The following is a 14,434-nucleotide window of genomic DNA, read 5'->3' as shown; positions in this document are numbered from 1 at the left end:
GGTCTCCACCGTCTGGATAGCCGGACATGGGGCCGTGCAGGCCCGAGACCTGAAGGGTTCTGTGGCCGTCGTGATGTCCCAGCTGCCGCCGCGACTCGTTGCGGCCCCGCGCAGGGGATAGCGGAGATGACACTGCTGCCGGTGCTGCGTGGATTCGGTGCGGATCGGGCCGACGCGGTCACGGTGGCCGGAAAAGCCCTCTCCAGCGAGGCCCTGCTGGGCTGCGTCACCGCCGTCGCTGATCGGATCAGGGGCGCGACCGCGGTCGCGGTCGACGGCACACCGACGCTGGAAGCGGTGGTCGGAATGCTCGGCGCCCTCCTCGCCGGGGCGCCGCTCGTACCGCTGCCTCCCGGCGCCGACGAACGCGAACGCCGCCGCATCCTGCGGCAGTCCGGAGCGACGGTGATCCTCGGCCGTGCCCCGTCCGGGGCCGACGGCCTGTCCACGATCCCGGTCGACCTGCGAGAACACGCCTCGACGCGGCACCCCGAGCCCGCCCCGGGCAGCGACGCCGTCATCCTCTACACCGGTGGCGCATCAGGGCCGCCACGAGGGGTGCGCATCTCGCGCCGCGCCATCGCCGCCGACCTCGACCTTCTGGCCCGTGCGTGGCACTGGAGCGAGGAGGACGTGGTCGTCCAGGGCACCCCGCTGTTCCGGGCGTACGGTCTGGTCGTCGGACTGCTCGGCGCACTGCGGGCCGGAAGCCGTTTCGTCCACCTCGATGACGCCGGCACCGCCGGGCCGGTCGGCTCCATGCACCTGGCGTCGCCCGACCAGTGGGCGAGGATAGCGCTGGACGGCCACCGGGCCCGGCCGCTGTCCGCGGCGCGGATCCTCGTTTCCGCGGACGGTCCGCTGGCCCGCGCCGTGGCCGAGCGGCTCCGACTGCTCACCTCGCACCGGCCGGTGCAGGCCTACGGCACTACCGAGACGCTCGTCGCGCTGACCGGGCGGGCCGGCGACCGTACGGTTCCGGGCGCTGTCGGCACCCCCCTGCCCGGCGTCGAGACGCGCGTGCTGGACCGCGAGGACCGGCCGGTGCCGGCCGACGGCCAGTCGGCGGGCGAGCTGAGCGTCTGCGGGCCGACGCTGTTCAGCGGGTACGTCGGCGGGCGGAGCCTCGCCGCCGGTCGCTGGCACGCCACCGGGGACCTGGCCAGCGTGGCCCCCGACGGCACGTACCGGATCATCGGGCGGTGCGGGCTCGACGTGGTGCACAGCCGGGGCCGGCGGATGCCCGCCGGGCAGATCGAGGAGGCGTTGCTGAGCCACCCCGGCGTGCGCGACGCCGCCGTCGTCGGCACGCCGCACCACGCGCTCGGCGAGCAGGTCACCGCCTACGTCGTCGCCGAGGGGGTGACCGCGCAGGTGCTCATCGACCACGTCGGTCGGTACCTCTCGGCGGGCCAGCGCCCCCGGCGGGTGCACTTCGTCGACGAGCTGCCGCGCAGCGCCTTCGGGCGGATCAGCAAGTCCCTGCTGATCGCCCGCGGCTGAGCCGGCCGGACAGCGGGCGGCGGTGACCCGCCCCCGCCACGGTCAGCCCTCCACCCAGCCGTGCCGCCGGGCCAGCTCCAGCATCCTCGCACGTACCGCCACGATCTGCGCTCCGGTCAGGTCCGACACGGAGGTCACCAGCGCCTCGGTGGTCTCCGCGGAGAAGGCCCGCTCGGAGAGGACGTCGCACAGACCCTCGTCGTCCTCCGCGCCGCCCGTGGCCTGCCCGCTGTCCCTGCTGCGCCCGCCGCCGACCGTGACGCCGGCCCGGGCGGACAGCCCGGCACCGGCCGTCGGGACGCGATCCGCACCCGGGGCGACGCCGGACACCCGCACCAGCACGGCCTTGGGGCCGCGCTCGGTCTCCACCGCGTCGTACTCGACCGGGACGCCGGGCGTCAGTGCCCACTTGTCGCCGTCGAGCATGTTCGCGTGCACGAACACGTCGTCGCTGCCGTCGTCCGGGGCGATGAACCCGTAGCCCCGCACCTCGTCGAACCGCACCACTTTGCCAGTAAGCATCGCCATTCCCGCGTCCATCCGCCCCAAATCCAGGTGCCCCGCCCGCAGGACCGGGACGGCGCCCAGAGTGGCACCTGTCCCGTGCAGGCCGGCACCCGTACCCGACCCCTATGGTGCACCTATCGCCGAGGCCCGCCGCGGCGAGGGGTGCCGCAGCGCCTACCATCGGCCAACGTGATCGAGCAGATCCTGCCCCCCACCGTGGCGGTGTCCGAGTCCTTCACCGATCCCGCCGGCGTGACCCTGTTCCCCGAGGAGGAGGCGCTGGTGGCACGGTCGGTGGAGAAGCGACGCCGGGAGTTCACCACAGTGCGGCACTGCGCCCGGCTGGCCCTCGGCGAGCTGGGCCTCGCCCCGGCGCCGATCGTCTCCGGCGCACGCGGTGCCCCGCTCTGGCCGGACGGCGTGGTCGGCAGTATGACGCACTGCGATGGCTACCGGGCGGCGGTCGTCGGCCGTACGGCGGCGTTCGCCAGCCTCGGGGTGGACGCCGAGCCGCACGCCCCGCTGCCCGACGGGGTGCTTGGAGCGATCGCCCTGCCGGCCGAACGGTCGCGCACCGTCACGCTGGGCGCGGTCCGCCCCGCCGTCTGCTGGGACCGCCTGTTGTTCAGCGCCAAGGAGGCGGTGTACAAGGCGTGGTTCCCGCTCACCGGCCAGTGGCTGGACTTCTCCGAGGCGGACATCGTGTTCGACCCGGCCGGCACGTTCGAGGCCCGGCTGCTGGTGCCCGGTCCGGTGTTCGGCGGGGCCGAGGTGCGGGCGTTCGCGGGCAGGTTCCTGGTCGAGCGGGGGCTGGTGGTCACCGCGGTCAGCATCCCGGCGGTCGCGTCCTAACCGTCTGCGCTGAGCCGCGTCTTCTGCACCTTGCCCAGGGCGTTGCGGGGCAGGGCGTCGACAAGGCGCACCTCGCGTGGTCGCTTGTGCGCCGAAAGGTGCCGGGCCACGAAGTCGATCAGCTCGGCCTCGCCCACCCCGTCGCCCACCACGTACGCGGTGACCTGCTGACCGAGGTCGGGGTGCGGGGTGCCCACCACGGCTGCCTCACGGACCCCCGGGTGCGTCAGCAGGGCGTCCTCCACCTCGCCGGCGCCGATCCGGTAGCCACCGCTCTTGATCAGGTCGGTCGACGCCCGGCCGACGATCCGGTGCCAGCCGTCCGGGTCGACGGTGGCGACGTCCCCGGTGCGGAACCAACCGTCCGGGGTACGGCTCGCCGCGTCGGCGTCCGGACGGTTGAGGTAGCCGTCGAACAGCGTGGGGCCGGTGACCTGAAGCTCGCCCATCGTCGTCCCGTCGGCCGGGAGCGGGGTGCCGTCGTCGCCGACCAGCCGCGTACGGACCCCGGGCAGCGCCAGCCCGACGGTGCCGGGCCGGCGTGGGCCGTCCGTCCGGGCGCTCACAGTGATCAGGGTCTCGGTCATCCCGTACCGCTCGACGACCCGGTGACCGGTGAGGGTGGCGAGGTCGGCGAAGACCGCCGCCGGCAGCGCCGCGCTGCCCGAGACCAGCAGCCGCGCCGGACGCAGCGCCCGGGCCGCGTCCGGGTCGGCGGCGATTCGGGACCACACCGTCGGCACCCCGAAGTACATGGTGCCGTTGGCGGCGGCGTACCGGTCGGGGCGGGGGCGGCCCACGTGGTGCAGCCGGCCGCCCAGCCGCAGTGGTCCGAGCACGCCGAGCACCAGCCCGTGCACGTGGAACAGCGGCAGGCCGTGCACCAGCAGGTCGTCCGGCGTCCATGCCCAGGCGTCGGCCAGCCCGTCGAGGCAGGCGGCGATCGCGCGGCGGGAGATCACGGCGCCCTTCGGGGCGCCGGTGGTGCCGCTGGTGTAGAGGATCACCGCGGTGCAGGCCGGATCCGGCTCGGGGTGGACGGTGTCCGACCGGCGGGTCAGGTCGACGGGTACGACGGGCCGGCCGGCGTCACCGACGGTGTGTTCCGCGCCGGCCGGGGCCAGCAGCGCCGTCGCGCCCGAGTCGCGCAGGATGTGATCGCGCTCCATCGGCCCGGCGTCCGGCGGGATCGGCACGACCGCCGCCCCGGCCGTCAGCGCGCCCACCACGCCGACCACGGTCTCCAGGGTGGCGGTGGCCTCGATCGCCACCCGGTCGACGCCGCGCAGCTCGTCGGCCACCGCCGTGGCAAGGCGGCGAAGCTCCACCCAGGACGCCGCCCGGCCGTCGACCCGGATCGCGTCCGGGTGCTCGTCGGTGCCCTTCGTCAGCCAGCCCAGCAGCGGCATGGTGCGATCCTCTCAGCGGCCCGGTCCGAGCCCTGCCGGGGGCCGCGACGCCGGTAGGGTCGTGGGGTACCGCCGGATCCGGGTGGGCGAGTGCGCCGCGCCGGTGGGCCGGGAGAACGGTCCTGACCGTAGTCGGGGGTCTCCGCGGCCTGCCACCCCTACCGGCCGTGGCAGTCGTGCGGGCGGGGAGGTGACATCGGTGGTCGCGAGGGCGACGGCGGCACCCGACGGTGTCGGGGCGGTGGTGTTCGACCTCGACGGGGTGCTGGTCGACAGCCTCGCCGTGGCCAGAGAGGCGTTCGCCCTCGCCTACGCCGAGGTGGTCGGCGACGGCATGGCCCCGGTCGAGGAGTACTGCCGCCACCCGGGCCGGTACCTGCCGGAGGTGCTGGAGCTGATGGGTCTGCCAGCGGCGCTCGCCGAGCCGTTCGTGCGGCAGAGCAACCGCCTTGCACACCGGGTCAGCCCGGTCGACGGCGCGGCGGAGCTGCTGCGCACCCTGCGTCGGCGGGGGATCGGGCTCGCGGTGGCCACCGGCCGCAGCGGCGTACGCGCCCGGGACCTGCTCGGCCGGCTCGACCTGTTGCCGCTCGTCGACCACGTGGTGGGCTCGGACGAGGTGCCCCGCCCGAAGCCCGCGCCCGACATCGTACGGCGGGCGCTGCACCTGCTCGGGGCCCGGCCCGCGGAGGCGCTGATGGTCGGCGACGCGCCCAGCGACCTGGCCAGCGCGCGGGCGGCCGGGGTGACGGCGGTGGCCGCGCTGTGGGGCGAGTCCGACGAGGAGACGCTGCGCACGGCCGGCCCGGACGTCGTTCTGACCCGGCTCGACGAGTTGCTGCCGCTGTGCCCGGCACGGCGGTGACGAGCCACACCGGATCCGTGGGCGAGAAGCCGCCCGGAGCCGCCGCCCGCCCGGACGGACGCACGGACACCTGGCGTGACCGGGCGACACCCCTGTCGCCGGGCGGCACCCCTGTGGAGGATCGTTCCCCGACATCGACACCCCCGATTCGTCACCCGATCAGTTGATCGGCGCATCGGTTGCGCGGATGATGTCGGGCGTCGGTCGGCCCGGGTCCGGCCCGTTCCCGCGAACCGACGCCGCGATCAGCCGAGGGGTCCGCCCTTTCCGACGGCAAACCGCACATGAAGGAGGACCACCCCAGATGCCGGTCATCGAGGTCGATCATCTGCAGAAGCGGTACGGCGAGAAGGTCGCGGTCGACGACGTTTCCTTCACCGTCGAGCAGGGCGAGATCTTCGGCGTCCTCGGCCCGAACGGCGCCGGCAAGACGACCACGGTGGAGTGCGTGCAGGGGTTGCGCCGTCCCGACGGCGGGACCGTCCGGGTGTTCGGGCTGGACCCGGTGCGCGACCGCACCGAGGTGCGCCAGCGCGTCGGCGCCCAGCTCCAGGAGAGCCAGCTGCCGGACAAGGTGCGGGTGCGGGAGGCGCTGGACCTTTACCGGTCCTTCTACCGCAACCGGGCCGACATCGACGAGCTGCTGACCGACCTCGGCCTGGCCGAGCAGCGCAACACCTACTTCCAGAAGCTCTCCGGCGGGCAGAAGCAGCGACTGTCGGTGGCCCTGGCGCTGGTGGGCAGGCCGGAGATCGCCATCCTCGACGAGCTGACCACGGGCCTCGACCCGCAGGGCCGCCGGGACACCTGGGATCTCGTCGAGCGGATTCGCGACCGCGGCGTCACCGTCGTGCTGGTCACCCACTTCATGGAGGAGGCGCAACGACTCTGTGACCGGATCGCGATCATCGACAAGGGGCGGGTGGTGGCCATCGACAGCCCCGCTGGCCTGCTCGCCCGCGTCGGCAGCGAGCACCGGGTGCACTTCCGCCCGGCGGAGCCGGTCGAGGACGCCCTGCTGCTCGCCTCGCCCGACGTGACCGGGGTCAGCCGCTACGGCGCGGAGGTGACGGTGACCGGCACGAAGGACGTGCTCCAGTCGGTCCTGTCAGCGCTCAACGGGCGCGGAACAACCTACACGGACCTGCGGGTCGAGCAGCCCAGCCTCGACGACGCCTTCGTCGCCCTGACCGGCCGTGGCGGCCGGACCGCCGCGCAGTCCCCGACCGACGGGAGGTCGTCGTGAGCGCCCTGTCCAAGCTGATCGCCGTCGAGACGAAGCTGTTCCTCCGGGAGCCCGTGTCGTTGTTCTTCGTCTTCGCCCTGCCGATCGGCCTGATGCTCGTCTTCGGCCTGCCGCAGCGTGCCGGTACGGCCGCCGACACCGGGCAGCACGCCGAGCAGACGTTCCTGCCGTCGCTCGCGCTGGCTCTCACCATCGGCATGCTCGCGCTCTTCACCCTGCCGATGGCGCTGGGCATCTACCGGGAACGCCGGATCCTGCGCCGTCTGGCGACGACCCCGGTGCAGCCCGCGCTGCTGCTGGTCGCCCAGGTCGTGGTCAACCTCGTGATGGGCGTGCTCGGTGCGGTGGTCACCGCGATCGCCGTGCGGTTCCTGCTGGACCAGCCGGCGCCGGCCAACCTGCCCGGGTTCGTGCTGGCCTTCCTCCTCGGGGTCGCGTGTCTGTTCGCCGTCGGCCTGCTGATCGCGGCGCTGGCGCCGTCGGCCAGGGCGGCACAGTCGATCGGCCCCGCGCTGTTCTTCCCGCTGCTCTTCCTGGCCGGTGCCTGGTTGCCCCGCGACCGGATGCCGAGTGCCCTGGCCGTCGTCGCCGACTACTCGCCGCTCGGCGCGACGGTCGACACCATCGGCGCGGCGTGGGCGGGCGCCGACCCCGAACTGCCGCAGCTGATCGCCCTGGCCGTCACGGCCGCCGTCGCCTCCCTGGGGGCGACGCGCTTCTTCCGCTGGGAGTGAGCCCGCCGCCCGACAGGGCTGGTCTGGGCATCGTCGCTGCCCAGGGCGTATCTAGGGGTGCGCTAAGGGTGCCGGCGAAATGTGATCTGCACTACGTTCGGTTCACCCGGCATCGGGTGTCGTTGGACCTGTGTGGACCGAGCCGCCGTCGCCCCTGTAGCGGCTCGTAAGGTGTGCGGAATGCGACGGAGGTCGTGCCATGAAGGACGTTTCGCAAGCTGATCCGGTCGCCCGGGACGCCGCCGGCGTCATCGACGTCGTCCTGGAGGGCGGCCCGGCCGACCTGCCGGCCGACCTGCGCAGCCGTCGGGTTTCCACGGCCGAGAAGAAGATCAAGATCCTGTACTACGGCGGGTACGAGCACTTCGAGCGGGGCAACGCCGCCGCGGCGGTCGAGCCGGTGGTCTTCCGCTGGACCGGTCGGACCCGGATCGCCGAGTAGCGAAGGGACAGCAGTCTCATGCGGGCACAGGACCAGCGTACGGGACCGCACCTGACGGTCAGCGACACAAGCGAGGCGATCGCCTTCTACACGGACGTCTTCGACGCCGTGGCCATCCAACGGGAGTGCCTGCTCGACGGGCATGTCGTGCACGCGGAACTGGCCGTCGGCGGCCATCACCTGACCGTGAGCGAGTGGTGGGAGGCGGGCGACCCGTCGGTGGCCGCAGACCGTGACGAGGTGTTGACCATCGAGCGGACGGACCCCGAGTCGGTGCTGCGGCGGGCGGTGGCCGCGGGCGCCCACCTCGAGCCGCCGGCTGCCCCGTCGCACCAGGTCATGTTGCGCGACCCTGCCGGCCTCTGCTGGAGCGTCGTCGGCCCGCAGCGGACGGCGTAGGGCGAGCCTTCGCGCGCCCCGGCGGACCCGGGACAGCCGGGCTTCCGCCGGCCGGCCCGATGTGCAGGATCGCGGTCGGCGCGTCGGCCAGGTCTCCGCCGGCCGGCAGCCGGGCCGCCGGGAGAGCGGCCGCCTCCGCCTCCGCGCCCGGTGCGCTCCTGCGCCGCACCATCACCAGTGCGAGCGCGCCCAGGCCCGCGGCGACCAGCAGGCCGCCCAGCAGGAACATCGACGTACTGCCGCCCTCGTCGCCGGTGGCCGTGAGTGTGGGCGGCGCGGCCGCGGGGGCGCCGTCGTCAGCCGCCTCGGCGAGAGGGCTCGCCTCCGCGGTGGGCGACGGCGACGTCGTGGTCGGCGCCGGCACCGCGGAGAGGGTCAACCGTACGGTCGCGACGTCGCCGGCCCGGCCCCGTACGGTCGCGCGGGCGGTGCGGTAGCCGTCCATGGTCGCGCGGACCGTGATGGATCCCTCGGCGATCGTCCTGCCTGCCCTGGACGTGATCGAGAACCGGCCGCTGCGGTCGCTGGTCGTCCGGTACTCGTGGCCGGCACTGTCCCGGATGGTCAGATCCGCCCCGCCGATGGCCTTTTCGTCGGCGTCGCCGACCCGGCCGGAGACCCCCCTCACCCCCGCCGCCGGCTCGGCCTCGCCGGAGGGCGAGGCGCCCGGCCCGTGGACGTAGACCATCTTGTACGCGTAGCTGTTCTGCCCGGCGAGCCGCACGCCGACCGAGATGTTGAGGCCGGTGGTCTCGCCCGGGCGAGCGTCAGGGGCCACGAGTGTCGCGTCGAAGGTCCGGCTCTGACCGGGCCGGAGATTCGGCTCCGCCCGGCAGCCGGTGGCGCACCGCAGGCCGCCGCCCACCACCACGATCGCCGTCTCGGCGCGGCGTCCGTCGTTGGTGACGCGGAACTGCACACGTACCGTCTCGCGGGGTTTCACGTTCTCCGCCGACACGCTCAGGATGCTCACCGTCTCCGGCGCGGCCGTCGCCGGTGCCGCCGCCACCGCGAGCGTCCCTCCGGCCAGCGCCACCAGTGCGGCCGCCCGGGCCAGCCGGACACGTGAGCGCGTCGTCACTCCCCACCACCTCTTCCCCCGAGCCGGCGACGCCGGTCGATGGCGCCGCGGGCCACTATGCCCGGTCCGGCGCCGGCCGCGCGACCCGCCTCCGGCGGCCGGCCGGCAGCCCGCACGGGCCGGGACCGTCCGGCCGGGACGGACCGCAAGCGGGAAGAGGTTCCGGACCCGGTCCGCTCCTACCGTCGAAGCCGTCCGACCGCTACGGCCACGCCGTCAGCGCCGATCCCCGGAGGCCCGATGTCCGACCGTCCTCGGCGGCTCCAGCCGGTGAACCCCACGTCGCTCGTCACGGCGTGGAACACCAGTTGGCACCGCGCCGCGATCAACGTGTTCACGTTCGTCGTGCTGGCCCACTGGGCCGAGCACCTCGTGCAGGCCGCGCAGATCTGGATCCTGGGCTGGAGCCGGCCCGACGCCCGTGGTCTGCTGGGCATGCCCTTCCCGTGGCTGATCGAGTCGGAGTGGCTGCACTACGGATACGCCCTGGTGATGCTCGCCGGCTTCTGGCTGCTGCGGGACGGTTTCGTCGGCCGCGCCCGGCTGTGGTGGGGCATCGCCCTCGGCGTGCAGGTGTGGCACCACCTGGAGCACCTGCTGCTGCTCGTCCAGTCGCTCACCGGTCAGTACCTGCTGGGTCGCCCGGTGCCGACCAGCCTCGCCCAGGTCGTGTTCCCGCGCGTCGAGCTGCACCTGTTCTACAACGCCGTGGTCTTCGCGCCGATGGTGATCGCGATCGGCTTGCACCTGCGTCCGACGTGGCACGAGCGGGCACTGATGCGGTGCAGCTGTCGTCGTCCCGCTCCCGCGGGGGCCTGACGTGCCCGTCCCCGCCGCCCGGCCGGCCCGCACGGGCTGGGCGGCCGGTGCGGCGGTGGCGGCGCTCGCGCTCGGCGTACCGCTGTTGAGCATCCTGTCCGCCGCGGCACCGGTCCGGATGGTCTCCGCGGCGCCCGCGGACCGGGCGGTCGTCGGCCGGCCGCCGTCCTCGGTCACGCTCACCTTCGACCGTCCGCCGGCCGGCTCCGGGACGCACCTCTCGGTCGCCGCGCCCGGGATCGCGCCGCAGGTCGGCCGCCCGGTCGTTCGTGGACGCCAGGTCAGCATCGCCGTGCCGCCGGCCGGCGAGGGGACGTACCTGGTGGCCTATCACGCGGAGTTCGGCGCCGGCCGTGAGCTGGCCGGCACGATCCGGTTCGACGTACGTGGGGACGCGCCGCCGGCAGTCGTCGGCGACCGGCCCGATCCGCGTGTCCAGGTCGATCCGGCGGGGGGCGGGCACTCGCACGGCGCGTCGGCCGAGCCGTGGGTGCTCGTGCTGCTCGGGGCCGACCTGCTGGTGCTGCTGGTCGTCGGACTGCGGCTGCTCCACCGGCGCCGGCGGGACGACCCCTCGCCCGGCAGGTGAACGGCGCGCCGGGGTTGCACTGACTGATAGTCATACTCCACTATGACTGTTAGTCATAGAGGGCGTCGGGCGGCGACGGATTCCGTGCGCCGCCGTCCCGTCGGCTGATCGCCGCTCGCCCGCGGTGCATCCCGGCCGGCGCTGCCAGCCGGGTGGGGCGCGAACCGCCGGGGAGGATCCGATGGTCGCCGCAGACACGACGAAGCCAGAGGTGCCGGTGCTGCCCGGCCGGTTGCCCATAGCCGGGCACGCACCGCTGCTGATGAGCCAGGGACTCCGGCTGATGGAGCGCGCCCGGGACACCGCGCCGGTGGTCCGGATCTACCTCGGCCGCAAACCGGTCTACGTGGTCAACGACGCCGACCTGCTGCGCCGCGTGCTGGTCACCGACGCCCCGGCCTTCGCCGGCAAGGGCCCTCTGGTCGAGAAGGCGAAGCTCGTGCTCGGCAACGGCATCTCGTGCTCGACCGGCGACTTCAACCACCGCCAGCGCCGCCTCATGCAGCCCGCGTTCCACAAGGAACGCGTCGCGGGTTACGTCGACGTCATGCGCGCCATCGCCGGCGAGCGGATCGCCGGCTGGCGCGACGGCGACCGGATCGTGATGGAACAGGAGATGCGCGAGATCGCCCTCACCGTCGCGGCGAAGGCGCTGTTCGCCTCCGACATCGGGCGCGAGGCGGTCGAGGAGTTCCGCACGTCGATCCCGATCGCGGTGAGCGGCGTGGCCGTCCGCACCATGATGCCGGCCCTCGCGGCCCTTCCCACCCCGGGCAACCGCCGCTTCGACCGGGCGCTGCACCGGCTGCACCAGATCATCGACCGGATGATCCAGGCGTACCGGCGCGACGGTGTCGACCACGGGGACGTGCTGTCGATGCTGCTCGCGGCCCGTGACGAGGACACCGGCGAGCCGATGCCGGACCTGCAGGTCCACGCCGAGGTGATGACCATCGCCACCGCCGCGACCGAGACCACGAACGGTGCCCTGGTGTGGGCGGCGTACGAGCTGGGCCAGCGGGAGGACGTCGAGCGCCGGCTGCACGAGGAGCTGACGGACGTGCTCAGCGACCGGCCGGTCACCGCGGCCGACCTGCCGAAGCTCGAGTACACCCGGCGCTTCCTCAGCGAGGTGCTGCGGCTGTACGCGATGTGGGTGCTGACCCGCCAGACGACCCGGGCCGTCGAACTCGGCGGGTACGCCCTGCCGGCCGGCGCGACCATCATGTTCAGCCCGCAGGCGATCCACCGCGACCCCCGGATCTACCGCGATCCGCTCCGGTTCGACCCGGACCGGTGGCTGCCGGAACGTGCGGCAGAGGTGCCCCGCAACGCGTTCCTGCCGTTCGGTTCCGGCCGCTACATCTGCATCGGCGAGCAGTTCGCCATGACCGAGATGCTCGTCGTGTTCGCCACGCTCGTCCGCCGGCTGCGCCTGCGGCCCGTGCCCGGTCACGTCGTGAAGCCGTCGGTCGCCAAGGGCGGCCTGCCCAACAGCCTGCCCATGGTCGTCGAGTCACGCCGCACGTGAGACGTCGTGCACTAACCCAGGAGGAGACATGGCCGTTGCGGCCGATGAGCCCCGTTCACCCGTACGCCGGCGCTGGTGGGCGCTGACACTGCTCTGCTTCGTGCAGTTCATGCTGGTCGTGGACGACACGGTGGTGAACGTCGCGCTGCCGTCCATCCGCGAGGACCTCGGTTACTCGGCCACCGGCCTGGCCTGGGTGGTCAACGGCTACCTGCTGGCCTTCGGCGGCCTGATCCTGCTCGGTGGACGTGCCGGGGACCTGGTCGGGCACCGTCGGGTGTTCCTCGCCGGTGTGGCCGTCTTCGCCGTGGCGTCGCTCGCCTGCGGCGTCGCGCAGGAGCCCTGGCAGTTGGTGGCGGCACGGTTCCTCCAGGGCGTCGGCGGCGCGCTGGCCTCGCCGACCGCGCTCGCCCTGATCACCCTGATCTTCGCGGAGGGCGCGGAGCGGGCCAAGGCCATCGGCCTCTGGGGCGGCATCGCCGCCCTCGGCGGAATCGTCGGCTACGTGCTGTCCGGTCTGCTCACCGACCTGGTCTCCTGGCGGCTGGTCTTCCTGATCAACCTGCCGGTGGCGGCCGTCGTGCTCGCGCTGGTGCCGGCACTGGTTCCGCCCGCCGCGACGGCCGCTCGCCAACGGGTCGACATCCCGGGCGCGGTCACCGCCACGGTCGGCCTCGCCGCCCTGGTGTTCGCGCTGCTGGAGGCGCCCGGCGCCGGCTGGGGCAGCCCTCGCGCGCTCGTTCCCCTGGTGGTGGCCGTGGTGCTGCTCGCGGCGTTCGTGCTCCAGGAACGCAGGGTCGCGTACCCGCTCGTGCCGTTGCGGTTCTTCGCCAACCGCACGCGCAGCGCGGCGAACGGCACCATGATGCTCTTCACCACCGGCCTGTTCGCGATGTTCTTCCTGCTCACCCTGCACGTCCAGGAGCGCCTGGGCTGGTCGCCGCTGCAGACCGGCCTGGCGTACGTACCAATGGCCGTGTGCCTGCTGATCGGCATCTCGCTCTCGCAGCGCCTGGTCGGGCGCCTCGGCCCCCGGCCGGTGCTGCTCGTGGGACCGCTGCTCACCGCGGCCGGACTGCTCTACCTGTCCTGGATCGACGGGACCGAACGCTACCTGCCGGACATCCTGCCCGGCATGATGCTCGTCGCGCTGGGCGCCGGGCTCGCCGTGCCGGTCCTCGCCACCGCCGCGATGTCCGCCACCACCGCCGAGGACGCCGGCCTCGGCTCGGGGATGCTGACCGTCGCCCAGCAGATCGGCGGTGCCGTCGGCCTGGCGCTGCTGGTCAGTCTCGCGGGGCTGAGGTCGCGGCAGATGGTCTCCGACGGCGCCGGCGAGGACGCCGCCGCCATCGGCGGCACGGTGCTCGCCTTCCAGGTCGCGGCCGTGATCCTCGTCGCCGCCGCGTTGCTCACCCTCGTCATCCGGCCGCCGCGACCCGCTGCGTCGCCGGACCGGACCGACAGCCCGGACCACACGTCGATCGGAGTGCCGTCATGAACCGTCTCGAGGGAAGAGTAGCGCTGGTCACCGGCTCCACCTCCGGCATCGGCCGGGCCATCGCCGCGGGATACGCGGCCGAGGGCGCCACTGTGGTCGTGCACGGCCGGGACAAGGAACGCGCCGACGCCGTGGTCGAGCGGATCTCGGCCGCCGGAGGGCGGGCCGAGGCGGTCCTCGCGGACCTGTCCCGGCCCGGTGAGGCCGGCCGGCTGGTGCGGGCGGTGCTGGACAGCCACGGCGGGGTCGACGTCGTCGTGAACAACGCCGGCGTGATGAGCATGGGCACCGCCGGCCAGGTGACCGAGGAGAACGTCGACGAGGTCCTGGCGATCAACTTCAAGGCGCCGCTGTTCGTCACCCGGGCCGCTCTGCCGTCCCTCGTGGAGCGCGGCGGGTCGGTCGTCAACGTGACCACCGCGGGCGCCCACCGGGGCTCTCCGGGCGGTGCGGTGTACGCCGCCGCGAAGGCGGCGCTGCACATGCTGACGGTGAGCTGGGCCGCCGAGTTCGCCCCGCAGGGCGTACGGGTCAACGAGCTGATCCCCGGAGCGACCCGGACGCCGATGATGGAGCCGCTCCTGCAGGCCCCCGAGGTCCAGGCCATGCTGGCCCAGCGGATCCCGATCGGCCGGGTGGCGGAGCCGGAGGACCTGGTCGGCGCGGCCGTCTTCCTCGCCTCGGCCGAGGCGAGCTACGTGACCGGCGCGGTGCTCGCCGTGGACGGCGGCTTCCTCGCCGGCTGAGCGGCCGGGCGCGTCCGCGGCTGCGTGGCGGATCCGCAAGCCGGGAGAAGACCCCGGCACCCGACGGTGGCTATCAATGGCGAAGGGGCGCGACCAGGTGTCGCGCCCCTTCGCGTCAGCCTCATGAAGGGACTGCCATGCGTCACGGCGTCACACAGCACCGCGGCCTCCACGTTCCCCCGGGGAACACCGCACAGCACGGCCGGTTCG

The 14,434-nt window shown here is 73.7% G+C and carries 15 protein-coding genes; 12 read left to right on the top strand and 3 right to left on the bottom strand.

All coding sequences use genetic code 11. The annotated features are described in order from the left end of the window. The first annotated feature begins 126 nt into the window (after nt 1-126). Entirely contained in the window at nt 127-1,503 is a 1,377-nt protein-coding gene (locus FHX31_RS17810) for an AMP-binding protein (protein ID WP_013477265.1), read from the top strand. Between the two features lie 42 nt (nt 1,504-1,545). Here FHX31_RS17810 and FHX31_RS17805 read toward each other — a convergent pair whose 3' ends face one another. Next, a complete protein-coding gene (locus FHX31_RS17805; protein ID WP_013477264.1) occupies nt 1,546-2,043 on the bottom strand; it encodes a cold-shock protein in 498 nt (165 codons plus the stop codon). Nucleotides 2,044-2,199: 156 nt separating this feature from the next. Between FHX31_RS17805 and FHX31_RS17800 the strand changes: the two genes are divergently transcribed. Continuing rightward, nucleotides 2,200-2,862, top strand: coding sequence for a 4'-phosphopantetheinyl transferase family protein (locus tag FHX31_RS17800; RefSeq protein WP_091328774.1), 663 nt, complete (start codon nt 2,200-2,202; stop codon nt 2,860-2,862). On the opposite strand, the gene FHX31_RS17795 is transcribed toward FHX31_RS17800, so the two are convergent. Next, entirely contained in the window at nt 2,859-4,271 is a 1,413-nt protein-coding gene (locus FHX31_RS17795; protein WP_013477262.1) for an acyl-CoA synthetase, read from the bottom strand. The genes FHX31_RS17800 and FHX31_RS17795 overlap by 4 nt on opposite strands. 199 nt (nt 4,272-4,470) lie before the next feature. On the opposite strand from FHX31_RS17795, the gene FHX31_RS17790 reads away from it, so the two are divergent. The 5 genes from FHX31_RS17790 (at nt 4,471) to FHX31_RS17770 (ending at nt 7,957) form a co-directional block, all read left to right on the top strand. Further along, nucleotides 4,471-5,136: an HAD-IA family hydrolase gene (locus FHX31_RS17790; RefSeq protein ID WP_013477261.1), complete on the top strand. Its 666-nt coding sequence runs from the start codon at nt 4,471-4,473 to the stop codon at nt 5,134-5,136. A gap of 304 nt (nt 5,137-5,440) precedes the next feature. Beyond that, nucleotides 5,441-6,382: an ABC transporter ATP-binding protein gene (locus FHX31_RS17785; RefSeq protein ID WP_013477260.1), complete on the top strand. Its 942-nt coding sequence runs from the start codon at nt 5,441-5,443 to the stop codon at nt 6,380-6,382. After that, a complete protein-coding gene (locus FHX31_RS17780) occupies nt 6,379-7,116 on the top strand; it encodes an ABC transporter permease (protein ID WP_013285652.1) in 738 nt (245 codons plus the stop codon). The genes FHX31_RS17785 and FHX31_RS17780 overlap by 4 nt, the downstream gene beginning before the upstream one ends. A gap of 199 nt (nt 7,117-7,315) precedes the next feature. Beyond that, nucleotides 7,316-7,558 carry a DUF5988 family protein gene (locus FHX31_RS17775; RefSeq protein ID WP_013477259.1) on the top strand — a complete coding sequence of 81 codons (243 nt, stop codon included), beginning with the start codon at nt 7,316-7,318 and terminating at the stop codon, nt 7,556-7,558. Nucleotides 7,559-7,576: 18 nt separating this feature from the next. Beyond that, a complete protein-coding gene (locus FHX31_RS17770) occupies nt 7,577-7,957 on the top strand; it encodes a VOC family protein (protein ID WP_013285654.1) in 381 nt (126 codons plus the stop codon). Here the strand turns inward: FHX31_RS17770 and FHX31_RS17765 are convergent. Then, nucleotides 7,896-9,038, bottom strand: coding sequence for a carboxypeptidase-like regulatory domain-containing protein (locus FHX31_RS17765; protein WP_013477258.1), 1,143 nt, complete (start codon nt 9,036-9,038; stop codon nt 7,896-7,898). The genes FHX31_RS17770 and FHX31_RS17765 overlap by 62 nt on opposite strands. Nucleotides 9,039-9,278: 240 nt before the next feature. On the opposite strand from FHX31_RS17765, the gene FHX31_RS17760 reads away from it, so the two are divergent. The 5 genes from FHX31_RS17760 (at nt 9,279) to FHX31_RS17740 (ending at nt 14,224) form a co-directional block, all read left to right on the top strand. Next, nucleotides 9,279-9,857, top strand: a complete 579-nt coding sequence (locus FHX31_RS17760; protein WP_013285656.1) for a hypothetical protein — start codon at nt 9,279-9,281, stop codon at nt 9,855-9,857. Between the two features lies 1 nt (nt 9,858). Beyond that, nucleotides 9,859-10,446, top strand: a complete 588-nt coding sequence (locus tag FHX31_RS17755) for a copper resistance CopC family protein (RefSeq protein ID WP_013477257.1) — start codon at nt 9,859-9,861, stop codon at nt 10,444-10,446. Between the two features lie 181 nt (nt 10,447-10,627). Beyond that, a complete protein-coding gene (locus FHX31_RS17750; protein ID WP_091328769.1) occupies nt 10,628-11,977 on the top strand; it encodes a cytochrome P450 in 1,350 nt (449 codons plus the stop codon). A 28-nt stretch (nt 11,978-12,005) separates the two neighbouring features. After that, nucleotides 12,006-13,478 (top strand): MFS transporter, encoded by a 1,473-nt coding sequence (locus tag FHX31_RS17745; RefSeq protein ID WP_091328766.1) that lies wholly within the window; start codon nt 12,006-12,008, stop codon nt 13,476-13,478. Beyond that, nucleotides 13,475-14,224: an SDR family NAD(P)-dependent oxidoreductase gene (locus FHX31_RS17740; RefSeq protein ID WP_013285660.1), complete on the top strand. Its 750-nt coding sequence runs from the start codon at nt 13,475-13,477 to the stop codon at nt 14,222-14,224. The genes FHX31_RS17745 and FHX31_RS17740 overlap by 4 nt, the downstream gene beginning before the upstream one ends. The last annotated feature ends 210 nt before the right edge of the window (nt 14,225-14,434 follow it).

The sequence above is a fragment of the Micromonospora sp. CNZ286 genome, assembly GCF_014207755.1.
The sequence above is the reverse complement of the archived record's forward strand: the minus strand, read 5'-3'. Positions and strand labels throughout refer to the sequence as shown.

Bases quoted from the DNA above. Each gene is read 5' to 3' on its own strand.
- FHX31_RS17760 (WP_013285656.1), top strand. From the start codon at position 9,279: ATGTCCGACCGTCCTCGGCGGCTCCAGCCGGTGAACCCCACGTCGCTC.
- FHX31_RS17805 (WP_013477264.1), bottom strand. From the start codon at position 2,043: ATGGACGCGGGAATGGCGATGCTTACTGGCAAAGTGGTGCGGTTCGAC.
- FHX31_RS17740 (WP_013285660.1), top strand. From the start codon at position 13,475: ATGAACCGTCTCGAGGGAAGAGTAGCGCTGGTCACCGGCTCCACCTCC.
- FHX31_RS17750 (WP_091328769.1), top strand. From the start codon at position 10,628: ATGGTCGCCGCAGACACGACGAAGCCAGAGGTGCCGGTGCTGCCCGGC.
- FHX31_RS17810 (WP_013477265.1), top strand. From the start codon at position 127: ATGACACTGCTGCCGGTGCTGCGTGGATTCGGTGCGGATCGGGCCGAC.
- FHX31_RS17775 (WP_013477259.1), top strand. From the start codon at position 7,316: ATGAAGGACGTTTCGCAAGCTGATCCGGTCGCCCGGGACGCCGCCGGC.
- FHX31_RS17745 (WP_091328766.1), top strand. From the start codon at position 12,006: ATGGCCGTTGCGGCCGATGAGCCCCGTTCACCCGTACGCCGGCGCTGG.
- FHX31_RS17795 (WP_013477262.1), bottom strand. From the start codon at position 4,271: ATGCCGCTGCTGGGCTGGCTGACGAAGGGCACCGACGAGCACCCGGAC.
- FHX31_RS17770 (WP_013285654.1), top strand. From the start codon at position 7,577: ATGCGGGCACAGGACCAGCGTACGGGACCGCACCTGACGGTCAGCGAC.
- FHX31_RS17785 (WP_013477260.1), top strand. From the start codon at position 5,441: ATGCCGGTCATCGAGGTCGATCATCTGCAGAAGCGGTACGGCGAGAAG.